This is a genomic window from Novosphingobium sp. GV079, from assembly GCF_003058045.1.
In the GTDB taxonomy this organism is placed as follows: Bacteria; Pseudomonadota; Alphaproteobacteria; order Sphingomonadales; family Sphingomonadaceae; genus Novosphingobium; species Novosphingobium capsulatum.
Map to the genome: position 1 here is coordinate 167,845 of NZ_QBUE01000004.1, position 22,982 is coordinate 190,826.

22 protein-coding genes and 2 tRNA genes are annotated in these 22,982 nt (G+C 65.5%); 18 read left to right on the plus strand and 6 right to left on the minus strand.

Features of this window, described 5'->3' with window-relative positions; translation table 11 throughout:
- Positions 1-11 precede the first annotated feature (11 nt).
- From C8K14_RS06780 to C8K14_RS06805, 6 genes are all read left to right on the plus strand, one after another.
- Positions 12-88: transfer RNA gene (locus C8K14_RS06780), tRNA-Arg, on the plus strand.
- A gap of 57 nt (positions 89-145) precedes the next feature.
- A tRNA-Arg gene (locus C8K14_RS06785) sits at positions 146-222 on the plus strand.
- Between the two features lie 502 nt (positions 223-724).
- Complete coding sequence (gene pdhA / locus C8K14_RS06790) at positions 725-1,804, plus strand: pyruvate dehydrogenase (acetyl-transferring) E1 component subunit alpha (RefSeq protein ID WP_369974042.1); 1,080 nt, start codon at positions 725-727, stop codon at positions 1,802-1,804.
- 1 nt (position 1,805) lies between these two features.
- Positions 1,806-3,179 (plus strand): pyruvate dehydrogenase complex E1 component subunit beta, encoded by a 1,374-nt coding sequence (locus tag C8K14_RS06795; RefSeq protein WP_107716143.1) that lies wholly within the window; start codon positions 1,806-1,808, stop codon positions 3,177-3,179.
- A 34-nt stretch (positions 3,180-3,213) separates the two neighbouring features.
- Complete coding sequence (locus C8K14_RS06800; RefSeq protein WP_133726773.1) at positions 3,214-3,795, plus strand: hypothetical protein; 582 nt, start codon at positions 3,214-3,216, stop codon at positions 3,793-3,795.
- Between the two features lie 76 nt (positions 3,796-3,871).
- Positions 3,872-4,345, plus strand: coding sequence for an EF-hand domain-containing protein (locus C8K14_RS06805; RefSeq protein WP_022678297.1), 474 nt, complete (start codon positions 3,872-3,874; stop codon positions 4,343-4,345).
- Here C8K14_RS06805 and C8K14_RS06810 read toward each other — a convergent pair whose 3' ends face one another.
- Genes C8K14_RS06810 through C8K14_RS06830 form a run of 5 tightly spaced genes read right to left on the minus strand, consistent with a single transcriptional unit; the run spans position 4,346 to position 9,764 of the window.
- Positions 4,346-5,194 (minus strand): HAD-IIA family hydrolase, encoded by an 849-nt coding sequence (locus tag C8K14_RS06810; RefSeq protein WP_233250938.1) that lies wholly within the window; start codon positions 5,192-5,194, stop codon positions 4,346-4,348.
- Positions 5,191-6,663, minus strand: coding sequence for a biotin carboxyl carrier protein (locus C8K14_RS06815; protein ID WP_107716145.1), 1,473 nt, complete (start codon positions 6,661-6,663; stop codon positions 5,191-5,193). Before C8K14_RS06815 ends, C8K14_RS06810 begins: the two co-directional genes overlap by 4 nt.
- Entirely contained in the window at positions 6,660-8,012 is a 1,353-nt protein-coding gene (locus C8K14_RS06820) for an acetyl/propionyl/methylcrotonyl-CoA carboxylase subunit alpha (protein WP_107716146.1), read from the minus strand. Before C8K14_RS06820 ends, C8K14_RS06815 begins: the two co-directional genes overlap by 4 nt.
- Before the next feature lie 11 nt (positions 8,013-8,023).
- A complete protein-coding gene (locus C8K14_RS22335; RefSeq protein ID WP_082349800.1) occupies positions 8,024-8,497 on the minus strand; it encodes a biotin/lipoyl-containing protein in 474 nt (157 codons plus the stop codon).
- A 19-nt stretch (positions 8,498-8,516) separates the two neighbouring features.
- Entirely contained in the window at positions 8,517-9,764 is a 1,248-nt protein-coding gene (locus C8K14_RS06830; RefSeq protein ID WP_107716148.1) for a Tm-1-like ATP-binding domain-containing protein, read from the minus strand.
- Between the two features lie 137 nt (positions 9,765-9,901).
- Between C8K14_RS06830 and C8K14_RS06835 the strand changes: the two genes are divergently transcribed.
- The 12 genes from C8K14_RS06835 (at position 9,902) to C8K14_RS06890 (ending at position 22,247) form a co-directional block, all read left to right on the plus strand.
- The gene (locus tag C8K14_RS06835; protein WP_233250939.1) at positions 9,902-10,774 is read left to right on the plus strand and encodes an IclR family transcriptional regulator C-terminal domain-containing protein; all 873 of its coding nucleotides are present in this window, start codon (positions 9,902-9,904) and stop codon (positions 10,772-10,774) included.
- Positions 10,775-10,844: 70 nt separating this feature from the next.
- A complete protein-coding gene (locus tag C8K14_RS06840) occupies positions 10,845-11,879 on the plus strand; it encodes an NAD(P)-dependent alcohol dehydrogenase (RefSeq protein ID WP_233250940.1) in 1,035 nt (344 codons plus the stop codon).
- Between the two features lie 131 nt (positions 11,880-12,010).
- Positions 12,011-12,583, plus strand: coding sequence for a VOC family protein (locus tag C8K14_RS06845; protein WP_022678279.1), 573 nt, complete (start codon positions 12,011-12,013; stop codon positions 12,581-12,583).
- Positions 12,580-13,854 carry an MFS transporter gene (locus tag C8K14_RS06850; protein WP_022678280.1) on the plus strand — a complete coding sequence of 425 codons (1,275 nt, stop codon included), beginning with the start codon at positions 12,580-12,582 and terminating at the stop codon, positions 13,852-13,854. Before C8K14_RS06845 ends, C8K14_RS06850 begins: the two co-directional genes overlap by 4 nt.
- 29 nt (positions 13,855-13,883) lie before the next feature.
- Positions 13,884-14,813, plus strand: a complete 930-nt coding sequence (locus tag C8K14_RS06855) for a helix-turn-helix domain-containing protein (protein WP_107716150.1) — start codon at positions 13,884-13,886, stop codon at positions 14,811-14,813.
- A 178-nt stretch (positions 14,814-14,991) separates the two neighbouring features.
- Positions 14,992-17,550 carry a TonB-dependent receptor gene (locus C8K14_RS06860; protein ID WP_107716151.1) on the plus strand — a complete coding sequence of 853 codons (2,559 nt, stop codon included), beginning with the start codon at positions 14,992-14,994 and terminating at the stop codon, positions 17,548-17,550.
- Between the two features lie 59 nt (positions 17,551-17,609).
- Positions 17,610-18,143: a 2,4'-dihydroxyacetophenone dioxygenase family protein gene (locus tag C8K14_RS06865; RefSeq protein WP_107716152.1), complete on the plus strand. Its 534-nt coding sequence runs from the start codon at positions 17,610-17,612 to the stop codon at positions 18,141-18,143.
- A 17-nt stretch (positions 18,144-18,160) separates the two neighbouring features.
- Complete coding sequence (locus C8K14_RS06870; protein ID WP_022678284.1) at positions 18,161-18,697, plus strand: 2,4'-dihydroxyacetophenone dioxygenase family protein; 537 nt, start codon at positions 18,161-18,163, stop codon at positions 18,695-18,697.
- Positions 18,698-18,711: 14 nt separating this feature from the next.
- Entirely contained in the window at positions 18,712-19,248 is a 537-nt protein-coding gene (locus C8K14_RS06875) for a 2,4'-dihydroxyacetophenone dioxygenase family protein (protein ID WP_062782889.1), read from the plus strand.
- A 46-nt stretch (positions 19,249-19,294) separates the two neighbouring features.
- Positions 19,295-20,359, plus strand: coding sequence for an aromatic ring-hydroxylating dioxygenase subunit alpha (locus C8K14_RS06880; RefSeq protein WP_158272927.1), 1,065 nt, complete (start codon positions 19,295-19,297; stop codon positions 20,357-20,359).
- Positions 20,360-20,394: 35 nt separating this feature from the next.
- Positions 20,395-21,234: an SDR family NAD(P)-dependent oxidoreductase gene (locus C8K14_RS06885; RefSeq protein ID WP_107716154.1), complete on the plus strand. Its 840-nt coding sequence runs from the start codon at positions 20,395-20,397 to the stop codon at positions 21,232-21,234.
- Entirely contained in the window at positions 21,234-22,247 is a 1,014-nt protein-coding gene (locus C8K14_RS06890; RefSeq protein WP_107716155.1) for an alcohol dehydrogenase catalytic domain-containing protein, read from the plus strand. The genes C8K14_RS06885 and C8K14_RS06890 overlap by 1 nt, the downstream gene beginning before the upstream one ends.
- Here C8K14_RS06890 and C8K14_RS06895 read toward each other — a convergent pair.
- A complete protein-coding gene (locus C8K14_RS06895; RefSeq protein WP_022678289.1) occupies positions 22,238-22,966 on the minus strand; it encodes a glutamine amidotransferase in 729 nt (242 codons plus the stop codon). The two genes, C8K14_RS06890 and C8K14_RS06895, sit on opposite strands and share 10 nt — an antisense overlap.
- Positions 22,967-22,982 lie beyond the last annotated feature (16 nt).

The window sequence follows — 22,982 nt, forward strand, 5'->3', positions numbered from 1 at the left end:
ATACATGGCAGGCACCCGTAGCTCAGCTGGATAGAGCATCAGACTACGAATCTGAGGGTCGGACGTTCGAATCGTTCCGGGTGCGCCATACCTTTCCATTGGAAAGGCGTCTGCATGGGTATCCCGGCAGGCACGACATTGGCAGGCACCCGTAGCTCAGCTGGATAGAGCATCAGACTACGAATCTGAGGGTCGGACGTTCGAATCGTTCCGGGTGCGCCACTCGCTTATCATCACGCTACAGCACGATCCGCCCAAGCCGGCGTCTGTCTCGGGCAGTCGGTCGCATTGGTGTTTGCAGCCGCGGCCGCAACGCCACGATCCGGCCTGTGGTTGTGCGCGGCGCCATCCTCTTCGGCTGTCACTACGCAAACCCCGATTTGACGCACCGGGCAAATCATGCTGGCTTCGTGGCTTGTTTGGCGTGGAAAGGGCAGCGCGCATGGCACGGCATCCGCGTCGTTTCAGGGTGCATTGCAATGCCGCATTGCAGCGATTTTTCGTTATACTAGTATAAATCCCGAGAAACCGCGTTTTCGCTGCATCAATTGTCGTCTTGGCATCTGTTGGCCGTTGCGCAAGGCGCGATCATGGTTCAATGGGAGAGCCGGTTTTGCGAATACGCAGAGCCTTGAGGCAGCCAGAATAAGGATATTGAGACTTGGCCAAGTCCGCCAGGCCGCGTGCCGCCAATCCCCGCTCCTCCGCCCCCAAGCCTGCTGCTGTGGCCGCGTCGGTTCCCGACGTGTCGGCCGCGCTGAGCAGCCCGGTCGAGGACGATGCCACCTTCGCTCTGCGCAGCCTTCAGCAGTCGCACGCGAACAACAAGCGCTATGATGCGTCGGACGCCGAACTGCTCAAGTTCTATGAGCAGATGGTGCTGATCCGCCGCTTCGAGGAAAAGGCGGGCCAGCTTTATGGCCTGGGCCTGATCGGCGGCTTCTGCCACCTCTATATCGGCCAGGAAGCCGTGGCGGTCGGTCTGCAGTCGGCGCTCAACGAGGGCCACGACAGCGTGATCACCGGTTATCGTGACCATGGCCACATGCTGGCCTATGGCATCGATCCCAAGGTGATCATGGCCGAATTGACCGGCCGCGGCGCGGGCATCTCGCGCGGCAAGGGCGGGTCGATGCACATGTTCTCGACCGAGCACAAGTTCTTCGGCGGCCACGGCATTGTCGGCGCGCAGGTCTCGCTGGGTGCAGGCCTGGCGTTCGGCCACAAGTATCGCGATGATGGCGGCGTGTGCATGGCCTATTTCGGCGATGGTGCGGCCAACCAGGGCCAGGTCTACGAAACCTTCAACATGGCCGCGCTGTGGAAGCTGCCGATCGTGTTCGTGGTGGAAAACAACGGCTATGCCATGGGCACCGCGGTCAAGCGCGGTTCGGCCGAAACCCACTTCTATCGCCGTGGCACCGCGTTCCGCATCCCCGGCATGCCGGTCAACGGCATGGACGTGCTCGAAGTGCGCCAGGCTGCCGAAGTGGCGCTGGAATATGTGCGCGGCGGCAATGGCCCGGTGCTGATGGAGCTCAACACCTATCGCTATCGCGGCCACTCGATGTCTGACCCGGCCAAGTATCGCAGCCGTGAAGAAGTGCAGGAAATGCGCGACAAGCACGATCCGATCGAAGGCGCCAAGCAGGAACTGCTCAAGCGCGGCGTGACCGAAGAAGCGATCAAGGACATCGACAAGAAGATTCGCCAGCAGGTGGCCCAGGCCGCCGACTTTGCCGAAAGCTCGCCCGAGCCGGACATGGCAGAGCTGTATACCGACGTGCTGGTGGAGAAGTACTGAGATGGCAATTGAACTCAAGATGCCCGCCCTCTCGCCCACGATGGAAGAGGGCACGCTGGCCAAGTGGCTTGTGAAGCCCGGCGATACGGTCAAGTCTGGTGACATCCTCGCCGAAATCGAAACCGACAAGGCGACGATGGAATTCGAATCCATCGACGAAGGCACGATCGGCGAACTGCTGGTTTCCGAAGGGACCGAAGGCGTCAAGGTCGGCACCGTGATCGCCACGCTGCAGGGTGAAGACGAGCCGGCTGCCCCTGCCGCCGCGCCCGCCCCGGCGGCCGAAGCGGCGCCGGCCCCCGCTGCTGATCCCAAGGCCCAGGCTGCCGCCGCGATCGCGCCCAAGCATGACGCCAAGCCTGCGGCTGATCCGGAAATCCCGGCCGGCACCACGATGGTTCCCACCACCGTGCGCGAAGCCCTGCGCGATGCCATGGCCGAGGAGATGCGCGCCGATTCCGCCGTCTTCGTGATGGGTGAGGAAGTGGCCGAGTACCAGGGCGCCTACAAGGTGACCCAGGGCCTGCTCGAAGAGTTTGGCGACAAGCGCGTGATCGATACCCCGATCACCGAATATGGCTTTGCCGGCATTGGTGCGGGCGCCGCCATGGGTGGTCTCAAGCCCGTGATCGAGTTCATGACGTTCAACTTCGCCATGCAGGCGATTGACCACATCATCAACTCGGCGGCCAAGACCAACTACATGTCCGGTGGCCAGATGCGCTGCCCGATCGTATTCCGTGGCCCCAACGGCGCCGCCGCTCGCGTCGGCGCGCAGCACAGCCAGAACTATGGCCCGTGGTACGCTGCCGTGCCCGGCCTGGTGGTGATCGCGCCCTATGACGCGGCCGATGCCAAGGGCCTGCTCAAGGCCGCGATCCGCAGCCAGGACCCGGTGGTGTTCCTGGAAAACGAACTCGTCTATGGCCGCACGTTCGATGTGCCGCAGCTTGACGATTTCGTGCTGCCGATCGGCAAGGCCCGCGTGGTGCGCGAAGGCAAGGACGTGACGATCGTCTCGTACTCGATCGGCGTGGGCTTTGCTCTCGACGCGGCGCAGCAACTGGCCGAGCAAGGCATCGATGCCGAAGTGATCGACCTGCGCACGCTGCGTCCGCTCGACAAGGAAACCGTGCTCGCCAGCCTCGCCAAGACCAACCGCATGGTCGTTGCCGAAGAAGGCTTCCCGGTCTGCTCGATCGCGTCGGAAATCATCGCCATCGCCATGGAAGAAGGCTTCGATCACCTCGATGCCCCGGTCCTGCGCGTGTGCGACGAAGACGTGCCGCTGCCTTATGCCGCCAACCTCGAAAAGGCCGCGTTGATCGACGCTGGCAAGATCGTGGCTGCGGTCAAGAAGGTCTGCTACCGCTAAGCGGTGGTGGCTGACCGGGGCGCAGGATCTCGCAGTGCATAATCCGGCAATGCAGGATCTGATCGATGGCTTGCCGCCGCTTGAACGGCTTGCGGCAAGCTATGCTCCGGCAGCCACACGCCCGCTGTGGATCGGCTATTTCGCGCTCGAACAGCGCCTGGCCGATGCCGCGCGGGATGGGCGCGACGCCATCATGATCCAGCTGCGGCTGGCATGGTGGCGTGATCGCCTGGGCGAGGATGCCGCCCGCTGGCCCAAGGGTGAACCCCTGCTGGCCATGCTTTCCCCCTGGAACCCGGCACGCGCCGCGCTTTCTGCACTGGTCGATGGCTATGAGGCGCTGCACGTGGGCGAGGAAGGCACTGCCGCGCTTGATGAGGCCCGCGTGGGCGTGATGCTGGCGCTCGCCGGTCTGTCTGACATTGTCGATCTGACGCCGGTGGAACTGGCCGCCCGCCAATGGCGCGGCCTGGCACCGTCTACACCCGGGATCACGCCGCTGCCCCGCGCGATGCGGCCACTGGCGCTGCTACGCGGCATGGCCCTGCGCGGCGAGGGCGGCAGTCCGGCGCTGCGCTTCCTTGCGGCGCTGAGGCTTGGTCTGATCGGCCGCTGATCCTGCCAAATCGGTATCGCTTTCCCCTGTGAACGTCCGCCCGGGACCGTAAAATTGCGTAAACCGGGGGGTGGACATGAACAGGACGTTGGTGGGTGCTTTGGGCGCGCTGATGCTGGTGGCAGCGGGCGTTTTCTGGTGGCAAGGCCACGCTGCCGTGCAGAAAAACCCCGCGCTGGCCGCCGTCCCCAGCAGCGCACCGTCAGCCGAGGCGAGCGAGGACGATACCCTGCCCACCGCCGATGGTGACGGCTTGCAAGGCCCGGCCTTGCCACATGCCAGCGAGGCCAGCCGCGAGCAGCGCCGCTTCGACCGGTTCGACAAGGACCGCGATGGCCGCATCACCCGCAACGAACTGCTGGCCCCGCGGGCCAAGGATTTCCGCAAGCTCGATGTCGACGGCAACAACCTGCTCAGCTTTGACGAATGGGCGGTGAGCACCGAGAACAAGTTCAAGAGCGCCGATGCCAATGGCGATGGCGCGTTGACCCGTGCCGAATTCGTCACCACCAAGCAGAAAACCAAGAAGGCGTCCTGCGCCTGCAAGTGATCAGGCCAGCGCGTGTAACACCGGCTCCAGTCCATCGAGCAGAACGCCAGGCCGATCGCGCTGCGGCAGGTCGCTGGCCGATTTCATCAGGCCGGTGGTTAGGCCCACGGCCATGGCGCCAGCGCCGTTGGCCATGCGCATTTCGAGGGCGGGATCATCGCCCACCACCACCATCGCGCCCGCGGCGCTGCGCGGCAGGCCCATGATCTGGCGGGCCACGTCAAAGGCCACGCGCGATGGCTTGCCCAGGATGCGCGCTCGCTTGCCGGTCATTGCCGTGAGCATCGCATTGATGGCAAAGCTCGATCCAATCGCGCGGCCCGTGGCCGTGGCAAAGAATGGTACGTTGCTGGCGGTAAACAGCCGCGCCCCGTGCCACAGCGAATCGCAGCCGGCCTCAAGCGCGGCAAAATCGAACTCGCGGAACCATCCGGTATAGACTGCATCGACGCGCTCTGCCGGTTCCGACGGATCGATCACGTCAAGCCCGATCGCCCGCAGCGGCGCGGCGCAGCCGGCATTGCCCAGCACCCGCACCCGCCGCAACCCCTGCGCGGCAAACCACGCGGCGGCCGATGCCGATGGCGTGAGCATCTGCGCATCGTCTACTGGAAATCCTGCATTGCGCAGCGATGCGGCATAGTCGGCCGGCGCCTTGGCCGTGCCATTGGTGAAGATTACATAGGGCGTGCCGCGCTGGCGCAGCCGTTCCAGCAGGGCCACGGCGTGGGGCAGGGCCTTGTGCCCGCCACTCTTGGCGTCGCCCAGGGCAATCGTGCCATCCATGTCGAAGATGAAGCCGGCGGCATCGCGCAGACGCGCCGCGTGATCGGGGGAAAGGGCGGTCACAGGCTGGCTCCGGCATGAAGGGCGAGGCGAAAGCCGGGGCGTTCGACCACCAGGTTGCGTGCGTCGGGCTTGGCCGCCAATTGTCGCAGCAGACTGAGCAGCGGCGCGGCCTCGGGCGTGTAGGTGGCGCGCGAGGGGCCGGCGGCCAGCATGGCATCGACCTGATCGGCGGGCATGACCGCGCGCAGCAGGAATTCCTCATCGGGTAGGCCCTGGCCGAACTGGCGGCGCAGATCAGCCAGCGTGGGAAACGCCGGCTCCCGCTCCAGTTCGCGCGCACGTGGCCGGTCCATGATCGTGGCCAGCACCGCCGGATCGATGGGCGAGGTAGGCTTGCCGAACTTGCCCAGGCAATAGCGGATCACCTGGTCTGAAACCTGGGCATAGCGATGGCTGCCGATCACATTGAACAGCGCCTGGTTCATGACCATCTGCGGAAACGGCGTGACCATGATCGGATAGCCCAGTTCGGCGCGCACTTGCCCGGTTTCGGCAATCACGGCCTCCATCCGGTCGGCCAGGCCCAGTTCGGCCAGTTGCCGCGCCGTGGTCGTCATTACCCCGCCGGCGATCTGGTGGCGCAGGAAACTGGCATCGAAATTCTGCGGCGCGCCCGGCGGCAGCCCTTCGGCCAGAGCCACGCGCTGCCAATAGCGAGTCAGGCGCGTGAGCGCGTCCCGGTCGATCTCCACGCTGTGGCCGGCATCCTCAAGGTTGGCGAGCATGCGGTTCGCCTCGGGCAGCGATGAGCCATCGCCACCCGGGCCCACGCCCACATGCACGGCGCTGATGCCCAGGCGCGCTGCCTCCAGGCTGGAAACCATGCCCTGGCCGATCGTGGTATGGGCATGGATTTCCAGCGGCTTGGCGCCGATCACAGCCTTGACCGCCGGCACCAGCGTGCGCACCCGGTCCACTGACAACAGCCCGCCCGGGTCCTTGATATAGAACAGGTCGATATCGGGGCACTGCGCCAGGGCGCGGGCGAAATCGGCGTAGAACGCGTCGGTATGGATCGAAGACAGCGTGAAGGTTAGCGCGGCCATGACCTGCGCCCCGCCTTCCTGCTTCACCAGCCGCGCCGCCTCGATCACGGCGGGCACTTCATGCATCGGATCGAGCAGCACGAAGCGGCCCACGCCATTGGCCTGCAGCGTGCGATAGACCACCGCCATGAAATCGGGATCGGCCTGCTGCCAGGCGATGAAACGCAGGCCCGTGGTGATGAACTGCAACGGCGTGGTCGGCATGGCGGCGGCCATGCGCCGCAGCCGTTCCCAAGGATTGTTGCGGAAATAGCGGACAGCCACCGCCATGTGGCTCGATGAGGTGAAATCCACCGCGGCAAAGCCACAGGCCTGGGTCAGGGCGGCGGCCTGGAGCATATGCGCGGTGTGCAGGCCGGTGGCGCCCCACAGGCTCTGGTTGCCGTCGCGCATGGTCACATCGACAAGGCGGATCGCGGTCATGGATTGGATCCTGTAAGATTGAGGCCGGCAAGAAAGCCGGTATCCACCCCGCCGGCGACAAAGCGCGGATCGGCCAGGATGCGGCGATGAAGCGGCGCCGTGGTCGGCAGCCCGTCGATGCGCAGGTGCTGCAGGGCCGCCGCCATGCGCGCCACGGCTTGTTCGCGCGTGACGCCATGGACGATCAGCTTGCCCAGCAGCGAATCGTAGAATGGTGGAACCTCGCCGCCGTTGGCGATGTGGCTGTCCACCCGGATGCCCGGCCCCGCCGGCCAGGCCGCGCGCGCCACCACGCCGGGCGCCGGGCGGAAATCGGCGTCGGGATTTTCGGCATTGACGCGCACCTCGATCGCATGGCCATGGGGCCGCACCATGGCCTGGGTTAGCCGCAGGGGATGGCCCATCGCCACGAGCAACTGCTGTTCCACCAGATCGACGCCGGTGATCGCCTCGGTCACCGGATGCTCCACCTGGATGCGGGCATTCAGCTCCAGGAAGTAGAACGAGAAATCGTCGGCATCGACGAGGAATTCGGCCGTGCCCGCGCCGCGATAGGCGATGTGACGGGCCAGGCGCACGGCCGCATCCTCGATGGCGGCGCGGGCGGCTGCGGGCATGGCCGGGGCAGGGGCTTCCTCCACCAGTTTCTGAAACCGCCGCTGAATTGAACAGTCGCGGGTGCCCAGGTGAATGGCATGCGTGCCATCGCCCAGGATCTGCACCTCGACATGGCGTCCGCGCGCCACGAACCGTTCGACATAGACCGCAGGGTTGCCAAACGATGCCTGCGCCTCGGCCCGCGCCATGGCCAGCGCGGCATCGAGGTCTTCGGCCCGGTCCACCCGGCGCATGCCCTTGCCGCCGCCGCCCGCCACCGCCTTGAGCAGCAGGGGATAGCCGGTTTCCTGCGCGCGGGCGGCCACGTCTTGCGCCGTCTCCGCCGCGCCACCGGGCAGCACGGGCAGGCCGGCTGCCAGCGCGAGTGCGCGCGCGGCGAGCTTGTCGCCCATGCCTTCCAGCGTCTGCACCGCCGGGCCGACGAAGACCATCCCGGCCTCGGCCACCGCGCGGGCAAACGCCGCGTTTTCAGAGAGGAAGCCATAGCCAGGGTGCACCGCGTCGCAGCCATGCTCCACCGCTGCTGCCACCACCCGGTCGATCGCCAGATAGCTTTGCGGCGAACTACCGGGGCCCAGCACGGCGATGGCACCAGCCAGGCGCGCCGGGAGAGATGTACGGTCTGCTTCCGAAACGCCAAGCACGGTCGCAATTCCCATGGCGTGGGCGGTGCGCAGCACGCGCAAGGCGATCTCGCCGCGATTGGCGATGAACAGGCGTTTGATCGTCATGACGGATGCTTTCAGGTTAGGCGCACGAGCGGGGTGCCCTTGGCCACGAGTGCGCCATTGGCGGCCAGCACGGCCGCAACGGTTCCCGCGCGCCCGGCATGGACCGGGTTCATCAGCTTCATGGTTTCGACGATACCCACCACGGTATCGGCGGTAATGGCGTCTCCCACGGCCACGAATGGCGGCGCGCCGGGCTGTGGTGCGTGATAGAACGTGCCGGGCAGCGGGCTGGCGATCACGTCGGGATCGGCCGCCGCTTCGCCGGCTGCCTCGGCGCTGGCAGGGCCGGCGCCGGCCGATCCATCGCCCGCCCATTGCCATTCCTGGGTCAGGCCGCCATCGCCGCCGCCGTCCTGGTCTGCCCCGCGTGACACGCGCAGGCGAAAGCGGCGGGTGGAAAGGTCAAGCTCGCGATAGCCCGAATGCGCCAGGATCTCGGCAATCTCGGCCACATCTTCGGCGGTCAATGGCAGGTCTGGAGTCATCTTGGTCCCTTTGGACGGATCAGGCGACACACGCCGGCGCATCGGCCAGCAGCGCCCGCGCCGTGGCGATCACGGCATCGGAAAAGGCTTCATCGTTGAAATGCGCGTCCACGGCGGTGACGGGCACATGCGGCGGCATCACCTCGCGCAGGTATTGCGCAAAGGGGCCGGGCACCGATCGGTCCATGATGTGGCCGGCGGGGCTGTCATGGTTGGAAAAGCCGTGCAGCGGCGTGAGCACGTGAACCGGCCCCTGCGCATCGCGCACATTGGCGGCCAGGTGATCGGCCAGCTTGCGCAGATCCTCGATCGTGGTGCGTACGGCGGTCAGCTGCGGATTGTGTTCGTGATAGCGCCGGCCGGGAAACTGCGCGCGCGCCGCATCGATCGGTCCGGCGATGATGAAATCGGCATTGCCCGGCGCCAGGATCGTGGGGATGCCGCGCGCCAGGGCCGCCTTGCCGCGGTCCGGGCCGCTGTCGGCCAATCCCCCCATCAGGTGATCGAGGATTTCGGTCTGTGACAGGTCGAGCACCAGGGCCACGTCCTTGGCCTGGGCCAGGCCATCCAGCGTCGGCCCGCCCGCGCCAGAGGAATGGAACACCATGACCTCGCAGCCATCGCGCTCCAGCGCCTCGCGTATGCGACGCACGGAAGCTTCGGTCGTGCCCAGCGTGGTGATCAGCACCAGCGGCCTTTCGGCCGGGGCGTTGCGGTCATAACCGCGCGCCATGCCGGCAACGGCGCGCGCGGCGTTGCCAAACACATCGCGGCTGATGGTGTTGAGGCCAGAGATATCGGTCACCGCGTTCATCATCGCGATGTCCTTGATGCCCATGTAGGGCTTGGTGAAACCCGAGGCCATGGTCGAGACGATCAGCTTGGGCAGGCCATAGGGAAACGTCTGCATCAGCGCGCCGGCCAGGGCCGAACCCATCGATCCGCCGATGGCAAGGATGCCGGAAATCGGCTCGCGCGCATCCCAGGCGTGGGCGGCGGCGATCGCGCCCTTGATCATGGCGGCCTGACACTTGCCCTCGTGGCCCAGGGCGCGCACCTCGGCAATGGTCATGCCGGCAGCGGCGGCGACGTCTTCCGGCGCAATTTCTGCGCCGCCCAGGGTGCGCCGGACGCTGGGATCGAGGTGCACCACGCGCACGCCCGCCGCTTCCAGCGCGGCACGGGTGAAGCGGGCCTCTTCCTCCTTGGTATCCTGCGTAATGACAAGCAGCACGCTGGGCGCTGTGGCGCCTTGGCTCTGGGTCATGGTCGGTTCTCTCCCTTGGCCTTGATGTTGCGCCAATGGATTTGACTTTGCCACCGGCTGCGCCATTCTTCCGTTTCACAAGATGAAACCATAACGAGCCGCAGCAGCGGTCGGGAGACAGGATGCAGGATCGGAAGGTGAAGACCGTCCGCGCGTTGGAGCGTGGCTTGGATGTCTTGCTGCAGGTGCAGGCCCGCCGCGCGGCCAGCCTGCACGAAATGCATGTGGCGCTGGGCCTGCCCAAGGCGACGTTGCTGCGCATGCTGCAGACGCTGGGCCAGAAAGGGCTGATATGGCAGCGGCTTGCCGACGGTGCCTATCTGCCCCACGTCGATGCCCGGGCGCGTTCGCAGGCGCTGACGCTGGAGCATGTCGCCGAGGTGGCCTCGCCCTGGCTCAAGGCACTGTCGACGCGCGTCTCGTGGCCATCGGTGCTCGCCATGCCGCGCCTCGATCACATGGAGATCGTGGAAACTAACAGCCCGCTGTTCCGACTCGATTCGGCCACGCTCGGCCCGGTTGGCGTCAAGCTTTCCTATATCCATACCGCCACCGGGCGGGCCTATCTCGCCGCCTGCCGCGAGGAAGAGCGCGAGGCGATCATCACCCGCCTGCGCCCTCGCAACCCGCAAGAAGGTAGCGAAGCCGATCTGCGCGCGATCCTGGCTGAAACACGCTCTCGCGGCTATGCTGCGCGCGAGCCGCTGCACCCATGGCCGGATCGGTCGAGGCAACTGGTGCTGCGCGACGGGCGCCGATCGATGGCGGTGCCGATCCTGCTGGATGGTGCGCCGGTGGCCTCGATCAACATCACCTGGCCGGCCAAGCGCGGCACCGATGATGCGGTCATGCTGCGCCATCTGGGTGCGCTCAAGCATACTGCGCGCGAAATCGCCATGGCGATCGAACGCGCGGCCTTGGCGGCGGAGGGGCGGGCGCCAAGCGGCGCGATCATGGCCCAGTTTACCGCAGCGAGCGCGAAAAGCGTTTCACCTGGTGAAAATAGTTAGTCTAGCTGATTAATTTGCCCGTCGCCTGTGCCATGATTGGCAACAAGGCGTAAGAAGCAGACCATATGCCATGGGGGAGATGGACGGCTATATGCGGCAATGGCTTATCCGCAAGGGCGCGCAATCGCTTGACGACATGGCGCTGGTCAACGTGCCGGAGCCGCAGCCTGGCCCTGGCGAAGTGGCGGTACGCGTGCGGGCCTGCTCGCTCAACTATCGCGATCAGTTGATCCCGCTGGGCCACTATTTCGGCGGCGCAGTCGATCGTGACACCGTGCCGCTGTCTGACGGCGCGGGAGAGATCGTGGCCGTGGGGGAAGGGGTGACTGGCCTGGCCGTGGGTGACCGTGTCGCTGGCCTGTTTTTCCAGAACTGGGACGATGGACCGCCCAATCCCGGTTCCGGTCCCGCGCTCGGCGCGCCGCCCGCCACCGGCATGCTGCAGGATGTGGTGGTGCTGCCCGCCCACGGCGTGGTGCCCATCGCCGCCAGCCTGTCGTTCGAGGAAGCGGCCTGTCTACCCTGCGCCGGGGTCACGGCCTGGCATGCCTTGATGGAAGGGCCAAGGCCGGTCGGGCCGGGGCGTTCGGTGCTGGTGCTGGGCACCGGCGGGGTTTCGCTGCTCGCCGCGCAGATCGCGCTGGCGGCCGGGGCGCGGGTGATCGCCACGTCATCATCCGATGAAAAGCTGGAGCGGGTGCGTGCCATGGGCGTGCACGAAACGATCAATTACCGCACCACGCCCGATTGGGGCGTGCGCGCGGCAGAGCTTGCCGGCGGCGGGGTGGACCATGTCGTCGAAGTGGGCGGTGCCGGCACCCTGGCGCAAAGCATCCAGGCGGTCGGCTTTGCTGGTGAGATCGCGCTGATCGGCGTCTTGACCCGCAGTGGCGATACCAGCCCGCATGGGCTGATGATCAAGGGCGCCAGCCTGCGCGGAATCTTTGTCGGCTCGGCCGGCATGGCGCGCCGGCTTAACCAGTTCATCGATGCCCACGGCATCACGCCGGTGATCGATCGCCGCTTTGCCATGGAGCAGGCGCGCGAGGCCTGGGAGTATCAGGCATCGGCAGGGTTGTTTGGCAAGGTCGTGATCACGGTGTGATCGCCGCCCTGGGCCAGAGCAGGCGTGACGCGGCCCGATAGCGGCCGGCGCGCCAAGGGAAGAGGATACGCGCATGGTGCGACGCCGGGTTTCCGGCGGTGGGCGCGTGCGCAAGGGGAAAGGACACGCCGTTGGACCAGCTTACGTCTGCCGTCACACCGGCCGCCACGCTCGGCTATGGCCAGCCGATCGGCGGAATTTGCCAGACTGCGTTCGTGGTGCGCGATATCAACGCCGCGATCGACCACTTCATCCGCGATTGCGGGGCAGGACCATTTTTCCTGCTACCCCATTTCCTGACCGAGGGGCAGGTCTATCGCGGCACGCCGTCCACCGCCGACGTGGCGATCGCCATGGGTTTTGCCGGGCACATGCAGATCGAATTGATCCAGCCGCTCGATGATAACCCGTCGGTCTATCGCGAGACGATCGAGGCGCGCGGCCATGGCTTCCACCACGTTGGCATTGCCTGCCGCGATGTCGATGCGGCGCTGCCCGGCTACCTGCAACGCGGCTATACCATGGCCTTTCGCGCCCCGGTGCCCACGGGGGGCGCTGTCGCCTATCTCGAAGGGGGGCATGATGGCGCGCCGGGCTTTGTCGAACTGATCCCCGCCACGCCCGACATGGACCGCCATTTCACCGCGATGTGGCAGGCATCGCGCGGGTGGGATGGCAGCGATCCGGTAAGGCCCTTCCTGTGAGCGGGCGGGCCCACGCGCCGGCGCGCGCCAGCAGCGGCTATCAGGTCTGGGTGACCGGTCTGCTCAGCCTCAATTTCGGCATCCTGTTCTTCGATCGCAACGCGCTCAACTTTCTCATGCCGTTCGTGCAGCCCGATCTGGGCCTGTCGAACACGCAGGTTGGGCTGTTTTCCTCGGCCCTCTCGCTCACCTGGGCGCTGTCGGGCTTTGTCGTGGGGCGCGTTTCGGATCGGCTCGGCGCGCAAAAGGCCGTGGTGGTGGTCGCCACCTTGGCGTTTTGCCTGTGCTCGGTGGTGTCGGGCTTTGCCACTTCGTTCCTCATGCTGCTTGGCGCCCGTCTGCTGATGGGCGCGGCCGAAGGCGGGGTCATGCCCGTCAGCCATGCCATGATCGTGGGCGAGGTATCGCCGGAACGGCGGGGCATGGCGATGGGCGTGGCTCAGAACCTGGGCTCCAATCTGCTCGGCTCGGGGCTCGCGCCGATCCTGCTGGTGCCACTGGCGGTCGCCTATGGGTGGCGTGAGGGGTTCTACCTGGCGGCTGCGCCAGGCGTGATTACTGCGGCGCTGATCTGGTTCACCCTGCGTGAACCGCCTGCGGTTGAGCATCATGACGATGCGCCGCGCGTGACGCTGCGCGCAGCGTTTGCCCACCGCAACGTGGTGCTGTGTGCGCTGATCGCGATCCTGCTGGTGTCCTATCTGGTGGTGTGCTGGGCGTTCATGCCGCTATTTCTCACCAAGGGGCGCGGGTTCGATCCGGGCACGATGGGCTGGCTCATGGCCACGCTGGGCATTTCGGCGGGGATCGGCAGCTTTGCCGTGCCGGCGCTGTCCGATGCCATTGGCCGCCGCCCGGTGATGATCGCTTTTTCGTTCCTGGGTGCGATCCTGCCGCTGGGCGCCATCTACTATGGCGGCTCGGCCTGGCTCTTGGGCGCCATCTTCTTCTTTGGCTGGGCGCTCAACGGCCTGTTCCCGATGTTCATGGCCACGATCCCGGCTGAAAGCGTCGACCCACGGCTGACCGCAACGCTGACCGGCGTGGTCATGGGTATCGGTGAAGTGCTGGGCGGGGTGCTCAGCCCGTTTCTGGCCGGCTTCCTGGCCGATGCCTATGGCCTGGCGGCGCCGGTGTGGCTGATGCTCGTGCTGTGCCTGGCGGCCGGTGTGCTGGCGCTCGGCCTTGAGGAAAGCGCACCGCGCGTGCTCGCGCGGCGGGCGGCATCGGGCCGCCATCCCGTAACACCGGGGGTCGTGCCAAGCGCCTGATCTTGTTCTCGTTGGGGGAGTTCACGCCGATGAATGCCGTGCAACGCTACGCCACCGATGCCATCGCGCCCGACCAGCGCCTGTCGTATTGGAATGATCTGGTCGATCGCATCTATTCCGGCACCTATGTGAAAACCCAGGGCCGCGATTTCGTGGGCGAAATGTGGTCATGGACGGTGGGTGACCTCGCCATGATCCGCCCGCGCTCGACCGCCTCGTTCGTGGGGCGGCAGGGTGATCAGTCCACGACCGAGCGGTTGATCCTGCACCTGCAATGCCGCGGCCGCAGCCTGCATCGCCAGGGGCAGGCGGAAAGCCTGCTCGAAGCCGGCGATTTCGTGATCGGATCGCCGCACCAGTCCTACACGCTCGATCTTTCCGCGCATGAACTGCTGGTGGTAGAGTTCCCGCGCGCGCCGCTCGCCGAACGCGTGCCCGGCCTCGATGACATGCTCAGCCGCCGCCTGTGCGGGGCCAGTCCGGGCGGCCGGGTATTCCACGATTTCCTGCGCTCGCTGTGGCACCAGGGCGATCAAAGCGGGCAGGACATGGCCTGGCAGCAGGGCGTGAGTGCCGTGTTCTATGACCTCGCCGCGCTCGCCATGCGCGGCGCCACCCATCCTGAAGAGCGCGTGACCGACCATGCCTTGCGCGACAAGGTGGTGGCGCTGGTCGATGCTCATCTGGGCGATCCGGCGCTGCGCACGCAGACCCTCGCTGATGCCTGCCACACCTCGGTCCGCACGGTGCAGAACGTGTTTGCCATGATGGGCACCACGCCCAGCGCCTATATCCTCGAGCGGCGCCTGCAGCGCGCGGCCGATCGCATTACCGGCAGCCCTGGCGCCAGCATCACGCAGATCGCATTCGAAATGGGATTTAACGACAGCGCCTATTTCGCGCGCTGTTTTCGCCAGCGCTTTGGCGTGGCGCCGCGCGAATGGCGCGCCGGTAATTGAACCTTGCCGGCTGAATTGTTCGGGCGCGCTGAATTTTTCGGGGTGGTTGCGCCAGAATCCTGATCGGCTTGCGCACCAATGCAAGCGCAGATCACCCCGAACACCTACCATCATTCACAGCGGATCGGATGTCAGGGGAATCCGGGCACAACCCGCATCGAAAAAAGGGAGAGAGACCATGAAGTTCGCACCGGTATCGGTGGGCGCACTGGCCATTGCACTAGCCAGCCCGGCGATGGCGCAGCAGGCGCCGCAAGGCCAGGCCGCGCCGCAGGCAGAGGCGCAGAGCGGCAACGGGGGCATCCAGGAAATCGTCGTGACCGCGCAGAAGCGTGCGGAAAACGTCCAGGATGTGCCGATCGCCATCAGCGCCTTCACCGCAGCGGCCCTGCAGGAGCGCGCGGTGACCAGCGTTTCCTCGCTCTCGAACATCGCGCCCAACGTCACGCTTGATGCCGGTACGCCGTTTTCGGGGTCAAGCCAGGTGCTGGCGGCCTATATCCGCGGCATCGGCGCCAACGATTTTGCCTTCAACATCGATCCGGGCGTGGGCATCTATCTTGACGGCGTCTATCTTGCCCGCTCGGTCGGCGCGAACCAGGACCTGCCCGATGTCGAGCGCGTCGAAGTGCTCAAGGGGCCGCAGGGCACGCTGTTTGGCCGCAACACGATCGGTGGAGCCATCTCGATCGTGACGCACGATCCGGGCGATACGTTCCGCTTTGTCGGCAGCGCGATGACCGGCAGCTACAGCCTGTTCAGCGCCAAGGGCACGGTCGACATGCCGCTGGCCGACAAGCTGTCCTCTTCCTTGAGCTTTGCGATCACCAAGCGCGATGGCTACCTGCATCGCATTCCCTATCCGGGCGCCAACAACTATACGTTCGATCCGATCACCTCGCTCAAGGCTGCCGGTTACGGCAACCAGGGCTACGGCACCGAAGGGGGGGACAATACCTGGAACCTGCGTGGCAAGATCCGCTACAACGGCGCCACGTTCCGCGCCACGCTGACCGGGGATTACAGCCGCACCGATACCTCGCAGATCGCCAACAAGGTGATCACCACCTTCCCGGCGGTGTTTGCCGGCACCTATAACTGCGCGATCGCCGGCAATCCCACCACCACCGTGGGCGGCGTTACCGGCCCGTGCGACAGCTTCATCGGCGGGCCGCCCTCGGCCGCCTATCTCTATCGCCGTGGCGGGCTCAACTCGATCCTCGATCTGCCCGCGATCTATGGCGTCAACACCGACAACAATCCTGACAACAACCGGCTGCCCTATGACAATCGGTTCGTCACCAACAACATCGACACGTCCTATGCCAACGGCAACAACTTCAACAAGTTGAAGCAGGGCGGCGCCGCGCTGACGCTCGATTTCGATCTGTCTGACACGGCCTCGATCAAGTCGATCACGGCCTATCGCGAATTGCACTGGGTGGTGGGCATGGACCTTGACGGTTCGCCGCTCAACTTCCTCCACACCAGCTTCTCGATGAACCAGAAGCAGTTCAGCCAGGAACTGCAACTCACTGGCACGGCTGTCGACAAGAAGCTCAAGTACGTCCTTGGCGCTTATTACTTCACCGAAAGCGGTGACCTGCACGACTATGTGACCTTTGCCGAAGGCCTGCTGCAGGTTGACGGGCCCAACAACCTCTCGACCAAGAACTATGCGTTCTATGGCCAGGTCGACTACGCCCTGTCAGACCTGATCGCCTTTACCGTGGGTGGCCGCTATACCCACGAAAAGAAGGAGTTCGAAGGCTTCCAGTCTGATGCCAACGGCTTGAACTACAAGCTGGCGAACTATTTCGGTGATCCCAACTGCGCCTCGCTCAACCCCATCAGCGACGCGTGCCGCGTGGACAACGGCTTCCCCAATGCCGGGCAGCCGCTGCGCTATTACGTTGCCGGCGTGCAGCACAAGACCTTCTCCAACTTCTCGCCCAAGGTTGGCGTGCAGTTGCATCCCAACCAGGACATCATGGTCTATGCCAGCTGGTCCAAGGGCTACAAGACCGGCGGCTGGACCACGCGCCTGTCCAACCCCTTGCCCTATGCGCCGGGCTTTGGCCCGGAAAAGGCGGAGACCTGGGAAGCAGGGATCAAGTCTGAACTGCTCGATCGGCATCTGCAGATCAACGGCGCAGTGTTCCTCACCAATTACAATGGCATCCAGCTCAACTTCCAGCAGGGGGTTTCGCCCACCATCCAGAATGCCGGTGATGCGCGGATCAAGGGCTTTGAAGTGGAACTGGTGGCAGCCCCGGCGCGCGGCCTGACCATAACCGGTTCGCTCGGCTATACCGATGCCAAGTACACCAGCGTCGATGGCCCGGCACAGGTTGCACCCTCCGCGCTGCAGGCCGGGGTCTTTGCCGGGGCCACGCTGCCCAAGACTCCCAAGTGGAAGTTCAACGTATCGCCCCGCTATCAGGCCGATCTGGGCAGCCACGGCACCCTGGTGTTCCTTGGCGATGTCACCTTCACCAGCATGATGAAGAATGACACCGAAGGCACCTTCCTGCTCGATCGCCAACACACCACCGTGCTCAACGGCTCTGTCACCTACCGCGCGCCCGGCGGCAGCTGGGAGCTTACGGCCGGCGGCACCAACCTGACCAACGAACGCTATCTCACTACCGGCCAGGCACAGCTGGCCGGCGGCCAGATCTACGGCACTTATAGCCGTCCGGCCGAATGGTATGCGCGCGTTGGCGTGAAGTTCTGACGCAACAAGGCCGGGCGGCGCGTCCCCGCGCTGCCCGGCTCCTCCCCTGGAGAACGATAATGCCCGAAGCCCCCCACGCTGAATTCTGGAGAGACATCAAGCCGGTAGAGAAAGTCTTCCGCGATGGTGGCCTGCCCGAAGTCTATATGCCCAAGATTGCCGAAGGCGATGAACGCTATTGGGTGCCGATCAGCGAAACCGTGTTTTCCAAGCCGGTGTGGATCAGCCCATCCAAGAACATGTGGGCCGACGTGCTGATGAGCAAGCAGGCTGGCCTGGTTAACCGCCACTATCACCCGCATCCGATCTGGGCCTATACCATCAGCGGCAAGTGGGCCTATCTCGAACATTCCTGGACGGCCACCGCCGGCGATTTCATCTATGAAACCCCGGGCGAGAGCCACACCCTGGTATGCTATGAACACGAAGACCCGATGAAGGTGTTCTTCGTCGTGTCGGGCCCGCTGATGTGGCTCGACGAGGCCGGCAACACCATCGGCCATTACGACGTGTTCGATTATATCGCCGCCGCCCGCGCGCACTATGCCGCTGTCGGCATCGGCGCCGATTACGTCGACACCCTGATCCGCTGAACCCCGGAGATCCCCCCATGACCGTGATGACAGCCCCGCCGTCAAACAAGGCGGAAATCGTCGACGTGAAATTCCCGCACAAGGCCCTGGTCGAACGGCTTAGCCCCGGCGGCCGCTATATCGACGCCGCCACCGACGTGGACAGCCCATGGGTGCCGTTCGGCGATGGCGCGGCGATCAAGCACCTGGCGTTCGACGTGCGCCAGAATCTGTTTTCCAACATCCTGTGGGTCAAGGGACCAGGCGTGATCGGCACCCATTTCCATCGCGGCACGATCACCATGGTCTGCCTGGAAGGATCGGTGCGCTATCTCGAATATGATTGGGTGGCAACGCCGGGGGGCCTGATCCTGGAAACGCCGGGCGAAAGCCACACGCTGGTGACCGATCACCCGCAGGGCTGCAAGCTGTTCGGCTGGATGCAGGGACCGATCGATTTCTACGATGACCAGGCCAATCTGGTCGATACCGCCGACGTCTGGTGGTTCATCAACCACTACGAGACGCACTGCCGCGAGCACGGCCTTGCGATCAATCCCAAGCTCTATCTCTGACAAAGGCAAACGCCATGGCCAGCAGCATGAAGGCGCCGCCCTCATCCGCCTATGAAATCGTCTCGGTGCCCGAACTCTATGGTGACCTGATCCGCGCGCGCGGGGTGGAAGGCACCTATGTCGGCGCGGGTGAGGCGGAAAGCCCGTGGGTTCCATTCGGAGACAACGCCGCGATCCGCCACCTGGCGTTCGACGTACGCGAAAACATCTATGTCAACATCCTGTGGATCAAGGGCCCCGGCGTGATCGGCACGCACAAGCACCGGGGCAAGGTCTGGGCGATCGGGCTGGAAGGCTCGTTCCGCTATCTCGAATACGATTGGGTGTGCAAGCCGGGTGAATTCATCACCGAAACCCCCGGCACCGCCCACACCCTGGTGACCGACGATCCCCAGGGAATGAAGGCGCTGTTTCACATGCAGGGCGCCAACGAGTTCTTCGATGCCCAGGGCAACCACGTGGAAACGCTCGATGTGTGGTGGTTCATGAACCACTATGAAAGCTACTGCCGCGAACACGGTATCCCGATCAACAAGCAACTCTATCTGTGAGCAGCGGGGCAGCGTGATGCCAGCGCCGGCACTTTCCATCCCCCTTTTGACCGGCCAGCCACGCGGCACGTACTTGCGCAATTGCTGGTACGTGGCGGGGTGGTCCGATGAGCTGGGCAGCGACCCGATCGATCGGATCTTCCTGGAAGAGCCGGTTGCCCTGTTTCGTGACGAGGCGGGCGTCGCCCATGCCGTGGGTGGACGCTGCCCCCATCGCTTTGCCCCGCTGGGGCAGGGCAGGGTGATCGATGGCGCGCTGGCGTGCCCCTATCACGGGCTGCGCTTTGATGGCGCGGGCGCCTGCGTGCACAATCCCCACCCCGGTGGGCAGTTGCCCGCCACACGCTTGCCGGTCTATCCGCTGGTCGAGCGCCATGGCCTGCTGTGGATCTGGATGGGTGAGGCGGAACGCGCCGATGCCGCGCTGATCCCGGATTTTTCCTGGCTGGTCGATCCCGCTTGGGCGGTGGTGCGCGGCGCCACCCGCGCGGAAGGGCATTACGAACTCTATAGCGACAATATCCTCGATCTCAGCCATGCCAATTTCGTCCATCCGGCGCTGGTTGCCCGCGCCTTTACCGAGGGGGAGCGGCGCTTCTGGCAGGATGGCGAAACGGTGCATGCCGAATATGTCCGCCTGAATGATACGCTGTCCGATGGCATCGGCGCCATGCTGGGCCGCGTGGGGCAGGCGCAGGATTTCTATGGCGAGGTGACCTGGCACGCACCGGCGGTCCTGCGCTTTGACTATGTCGCCGGCCCGCCCGGCACGCCGCGTGAACAGTGCACGCTGCTGCCTTCGCTCCATGCCTTTACTCCCGAAACGCCCGATACCACGCACTATATCTGGGCGACGGGACGCGATTTCGCGCTGGGCGATGCGGTGTTTTCACAAGGCATGCAGGCCGCGCTCGAACATGCGTTCGAACGCGAAGACATGCCGATCATCCGCGATAGCCACCGCCTGATGCGTGGGGCTGATTTCTGGGCGTTGAAGCCGCTGGTGCTGGGCGGCGATGGCGGCGGCATCCGCGCCCGCCGGCTGCTGCAGCGCCTGATCGCACGCGAGCAGGGCGCCACCCTGCCGCAAGACACCGAAGCCACCGTCTGAAAGGCGGGGCATCCCCCCAATCGGAGAGGAACACCATGGCCATTATCGATCGTTTCAGCATCACCGGGCGCAGCGCGCTGGTTACCGGGGCTGCCAGCGGCATTGGCCTTGCCTATGCCCAGGCCATGGCCGAAGGCGGCGCGGCGGTCACTCTGGCAGACATAGACCTGCCCGGTGCAGAGCGCGAAGCCGCCCTGCTGCGCGAGGCGGGGCACGAGGCCCGCGCCGTCCATTGCGATGTATCCAGCTTCGATGCGGTGGCAGCCGCCTTTGACGACCATGCCAGCGCGTTCGGCGGGCTGGATATCTGCTTTGCCAATGCCGGGATCGATGCCGGCGCCGGCTTCTGGAACCCGGCGGGCCATCGCAACCCGGAAGGCCAGGTCGATACTTATGATCCGGCGCGCTGGGACAAGTCGATCGCGGTCAATCTCAACGGCGTATTCTACACCATTTCCAACGCCGTGCGGATCATGAAGCAACCCGGCCGCGCCAACGGGCGCAGCGGCGGCTCGATCATCTGCACCGCATCCAACGCCGGCCTGGTGACAGAGCCGATCGTGGGTCTGCCCTATATGCCAGCCAAGGCCGGGGTGCTGCACATGGTCCGCGCGTTGGGGCTGGAGCTGGCCGAGTTTCGCATCCGCGTGAACGCCATCGCGCCTGGTCCGTTCGTGACCAACATCGGCGGCGGCTGGCTCAAGAAAGACCCGGTGGCGCGCGCCGCCTGGGATGCCATCGTGCCGCTGGGCAAGCTGGCCGAGACCGAGCAGATCAAGCCGCTCGCGCTGCTGCTCGCCTCAGATGCGTCTGACTATATGACCGGCAGCCACGTGGTGATCGATGGCGGCATGATGCTGGGCAAGTACCAGTAATGCGCGCGGTGGTGATGCAGGGGCTGCACCGGCCCCTGGCGCTGGAAACGGTGCCCGATCCCGTGCCAGAGGCGGGCGATCTGGTGGTGCGGGTGGGGCGCTGCGGCATCTGCGGATCGGATCTGCACATGACCGAGGACCCTGCCTATGGCCAGGGCGCCGGCTCCATCCTCGGGCATGAGTTTGCCGGCGAAGTGGTCGCGCTGGGCCGTGATGTCTCCGGTTGGCGCGTGGGTGATCGCGTGGCGGTCAGCCCGTTGAAAAGCTGCGGCGATTGCCCGACCTGCCGCGCCGGCGAGGTGCAGTGGTGCACCGCGTTTGGCCTGCAGGGTGGCGGCTATGCCGAATATGCGCTCACCCGGCCCAACCAATGCGTCCGCCTGCCGCAAAGCGCCAGCCTTGCCGATGGCGCGATTATCGAGCCGCTGGCCGTGGCGCTGCATGGCATCGGCCTGTCTGGCCTGCGCCGGGGAGACAAGGTGCTGGTGCTGGGCGCGGGGCCGATTGGCCTTGCCGTGGCGTTCTGGGCGCGGCAGCACGGGGCCGGGCGCGTAGTGGTGCAGGATATCGCCCCGTGGCAGCGGGATCGTGCGCTTGCCATGGGCGCGCACGATTTCGTGGTGGCGCCCGATGATCCGGTGGCCGCAGCCCAGCGCGGGCTCGGCGGCCCGGCCGATCTGGTGTTCGAATGCGTCGGCGTGCCTGGCCTGATCGCGCAAGGGGTAGAAACCGCGCGCAACCGTGGCACCATCGTGTTGCTCGGGCTATGCACCCGGCCGGATACGCTCAACACCTTTGCCATGCTGTCAAAGGAAGTGCGGCTGATCACCTCGGCGTTCTTCACGCGGCAGGAATACGAAGCCGCGCTCGACGCGCTCGATCGCGGCCTGGCCGAACCGCGCCTGTTGGTAACCGATACCATCGCCCTGGCGCAGACGCCCGACGTGTTCGAAAGCCTGCGCCAGCGCACCCATCAGTGCAAGGTGCTGATCGCGCCAGGTGATCAGGCCTGATCGGCCGCCGCGATGAACGCCCGTAACAGCGCCGGGCCATCGGGCGTATCGGCATTGGCAGCGCGCAGGGCGGGCACGGAAAAGCCTGCGCGGGCAATGGCATCGGCATAGACGTCATAGCTGCCGGCCATGATCGCGGCATCGAATTCGGGGTGGAACTGCACGCCCCAGGCGCGGGGGGCATAGCGCACGGCGTGGTGCGGATCGTGGCCGCTGGTGGCCAGGACCTGCGCCCCGTTCGGCAAGGCCAGCACCGACTGGAAATGGAACACCATCTGTCGCGCCACCGGCGGCAGCGCAGCAAACAGCGCGTCCTGCGCGCCGGCTGGGGTGCGGGCCACGTCTACCCCACCAAACATCGCACCGCGCGGATTGTCGTCCACCACCCCGCCCAGGGCATGGGCCAGCAACTGGTGGCCAAAGCACACGCCCAGGATCGGCGCGCCTTGCGCCATGGCATCGCGCGCCCAGGCGGCGGTGCGCTCGATCCATGGGTGACCATCGGTGACCATGTCGATCGCGCCGGTGATGATCGTGGCGCGCACCTCTGCTGGATCGGGCAGCGGCTCGTCCTGATAGACCTTGATCGCCACGATCTCGTCACGTGGCACCCCGCAGCCGGCGCTGAACCAGGCGACCTCGTCCCCGTGCACGGCGCAGGTGGCGGGCATGTCGTCATACGAGGTTGCAGGCTGGATGATCAGCAGTGGCTTGGGCACGATCGGTTCTTTCGCA

Coding starts and splice junctions, on each gene's coding strand:
- C8K14_RS06795 (WP_107716143.1), top strand. CDS start 1,806: ATGGCAATTGAACTCAAGATGCCCGCCCTCTCGCCCACGATGGAAGAG.
- C8K14_RS06805 (WP_022678297.1), top strand. CDS start 3,872: ATGAACAGGACGTTGGTGGGTGCTTTGGGCGCGCTGATGCTGGTGGCA.
- C8K14_RS06815 (WP_107716145.1), bottom strand. CDS start 6,663: ATGACCGCGATCCGCCTTGTCGATGTGACCATGCGCGACGGCAACCAG.
- C8K14_RS06820 (WP_107716146.1), bottom strand. CDS start 8,012: ATGACGATCAAACGCCTGTTCATCGCCAATCGCGGCGAGATCGCCTTG.
- C8K14_RS22335 (WP_082349800.1), bottom strand. CDS start 8,497: ATGACTCCAGACCTGCCATTGACCGCCGAAGATGTGGCCGAGATTGCC.
- C8K14_RS06830 (WP_107716148.1), bottom strand. CDS start 9,764: ATGACCCAGAGCCAAGGCGCCACAGCGCCCAGCGTGCTGCTTGTCATT.
- C8K14_RS06840 (WP_233250940.1), top strand. CDS start 10,845: ATGGGGGAGATGGACGGCTATATGCGGCAATGGCTTATCCGCAAGGGC.
- C8K14_RS06855 (WP_107716150.1), top strand. CDS start 13,884: ATGAATGCCGTGCAACGCTACGCCACCGATGCCATCGCGCCCGACCAG.
- C8K14_RS06860 (WP_107716151.1), top strand. CDS start 14,992: ATGAAGTTCGCACCGGTATCGGTGGGCGCACTGGCCATTGCACTAGCC.
- C8K14_RS06865 (WP_107716152.1), top strand. CDS start 17,610: ATGCCCGAAGCCCCCCACGCTGAATTCTGGAGAGACATCAAGCCGGTA.
- C8K14_RS06870 (WP_022678284.1), top strand. CDS start 18,161: ATGACCGTGATGACAGCCCCGCCGTCAAACAAGGCGGAAATCGTCGAC.
- C8K14_RS06875 (WP_062782889.1), top strand. CDS start 18,712: ATGGCCAGCAGCATGAAGGCGCCGCCCTCATCCGCCTATGAAATCGTC.
- C8K14_RS06885 (WP_107716154.1), top strand. CDS start 20,395: ATGGCCATTATCGATCGTTTCAGCATCACCGGGCGCAGCGCGCTGGTT.
- C8K14_RS06890 (WP_107716155.1), top strand. CDS start 21,234: ATGCGCGCGGTGGTGATGCAGGGGCTGCACCGGCCCCTGGCGCTGGAA.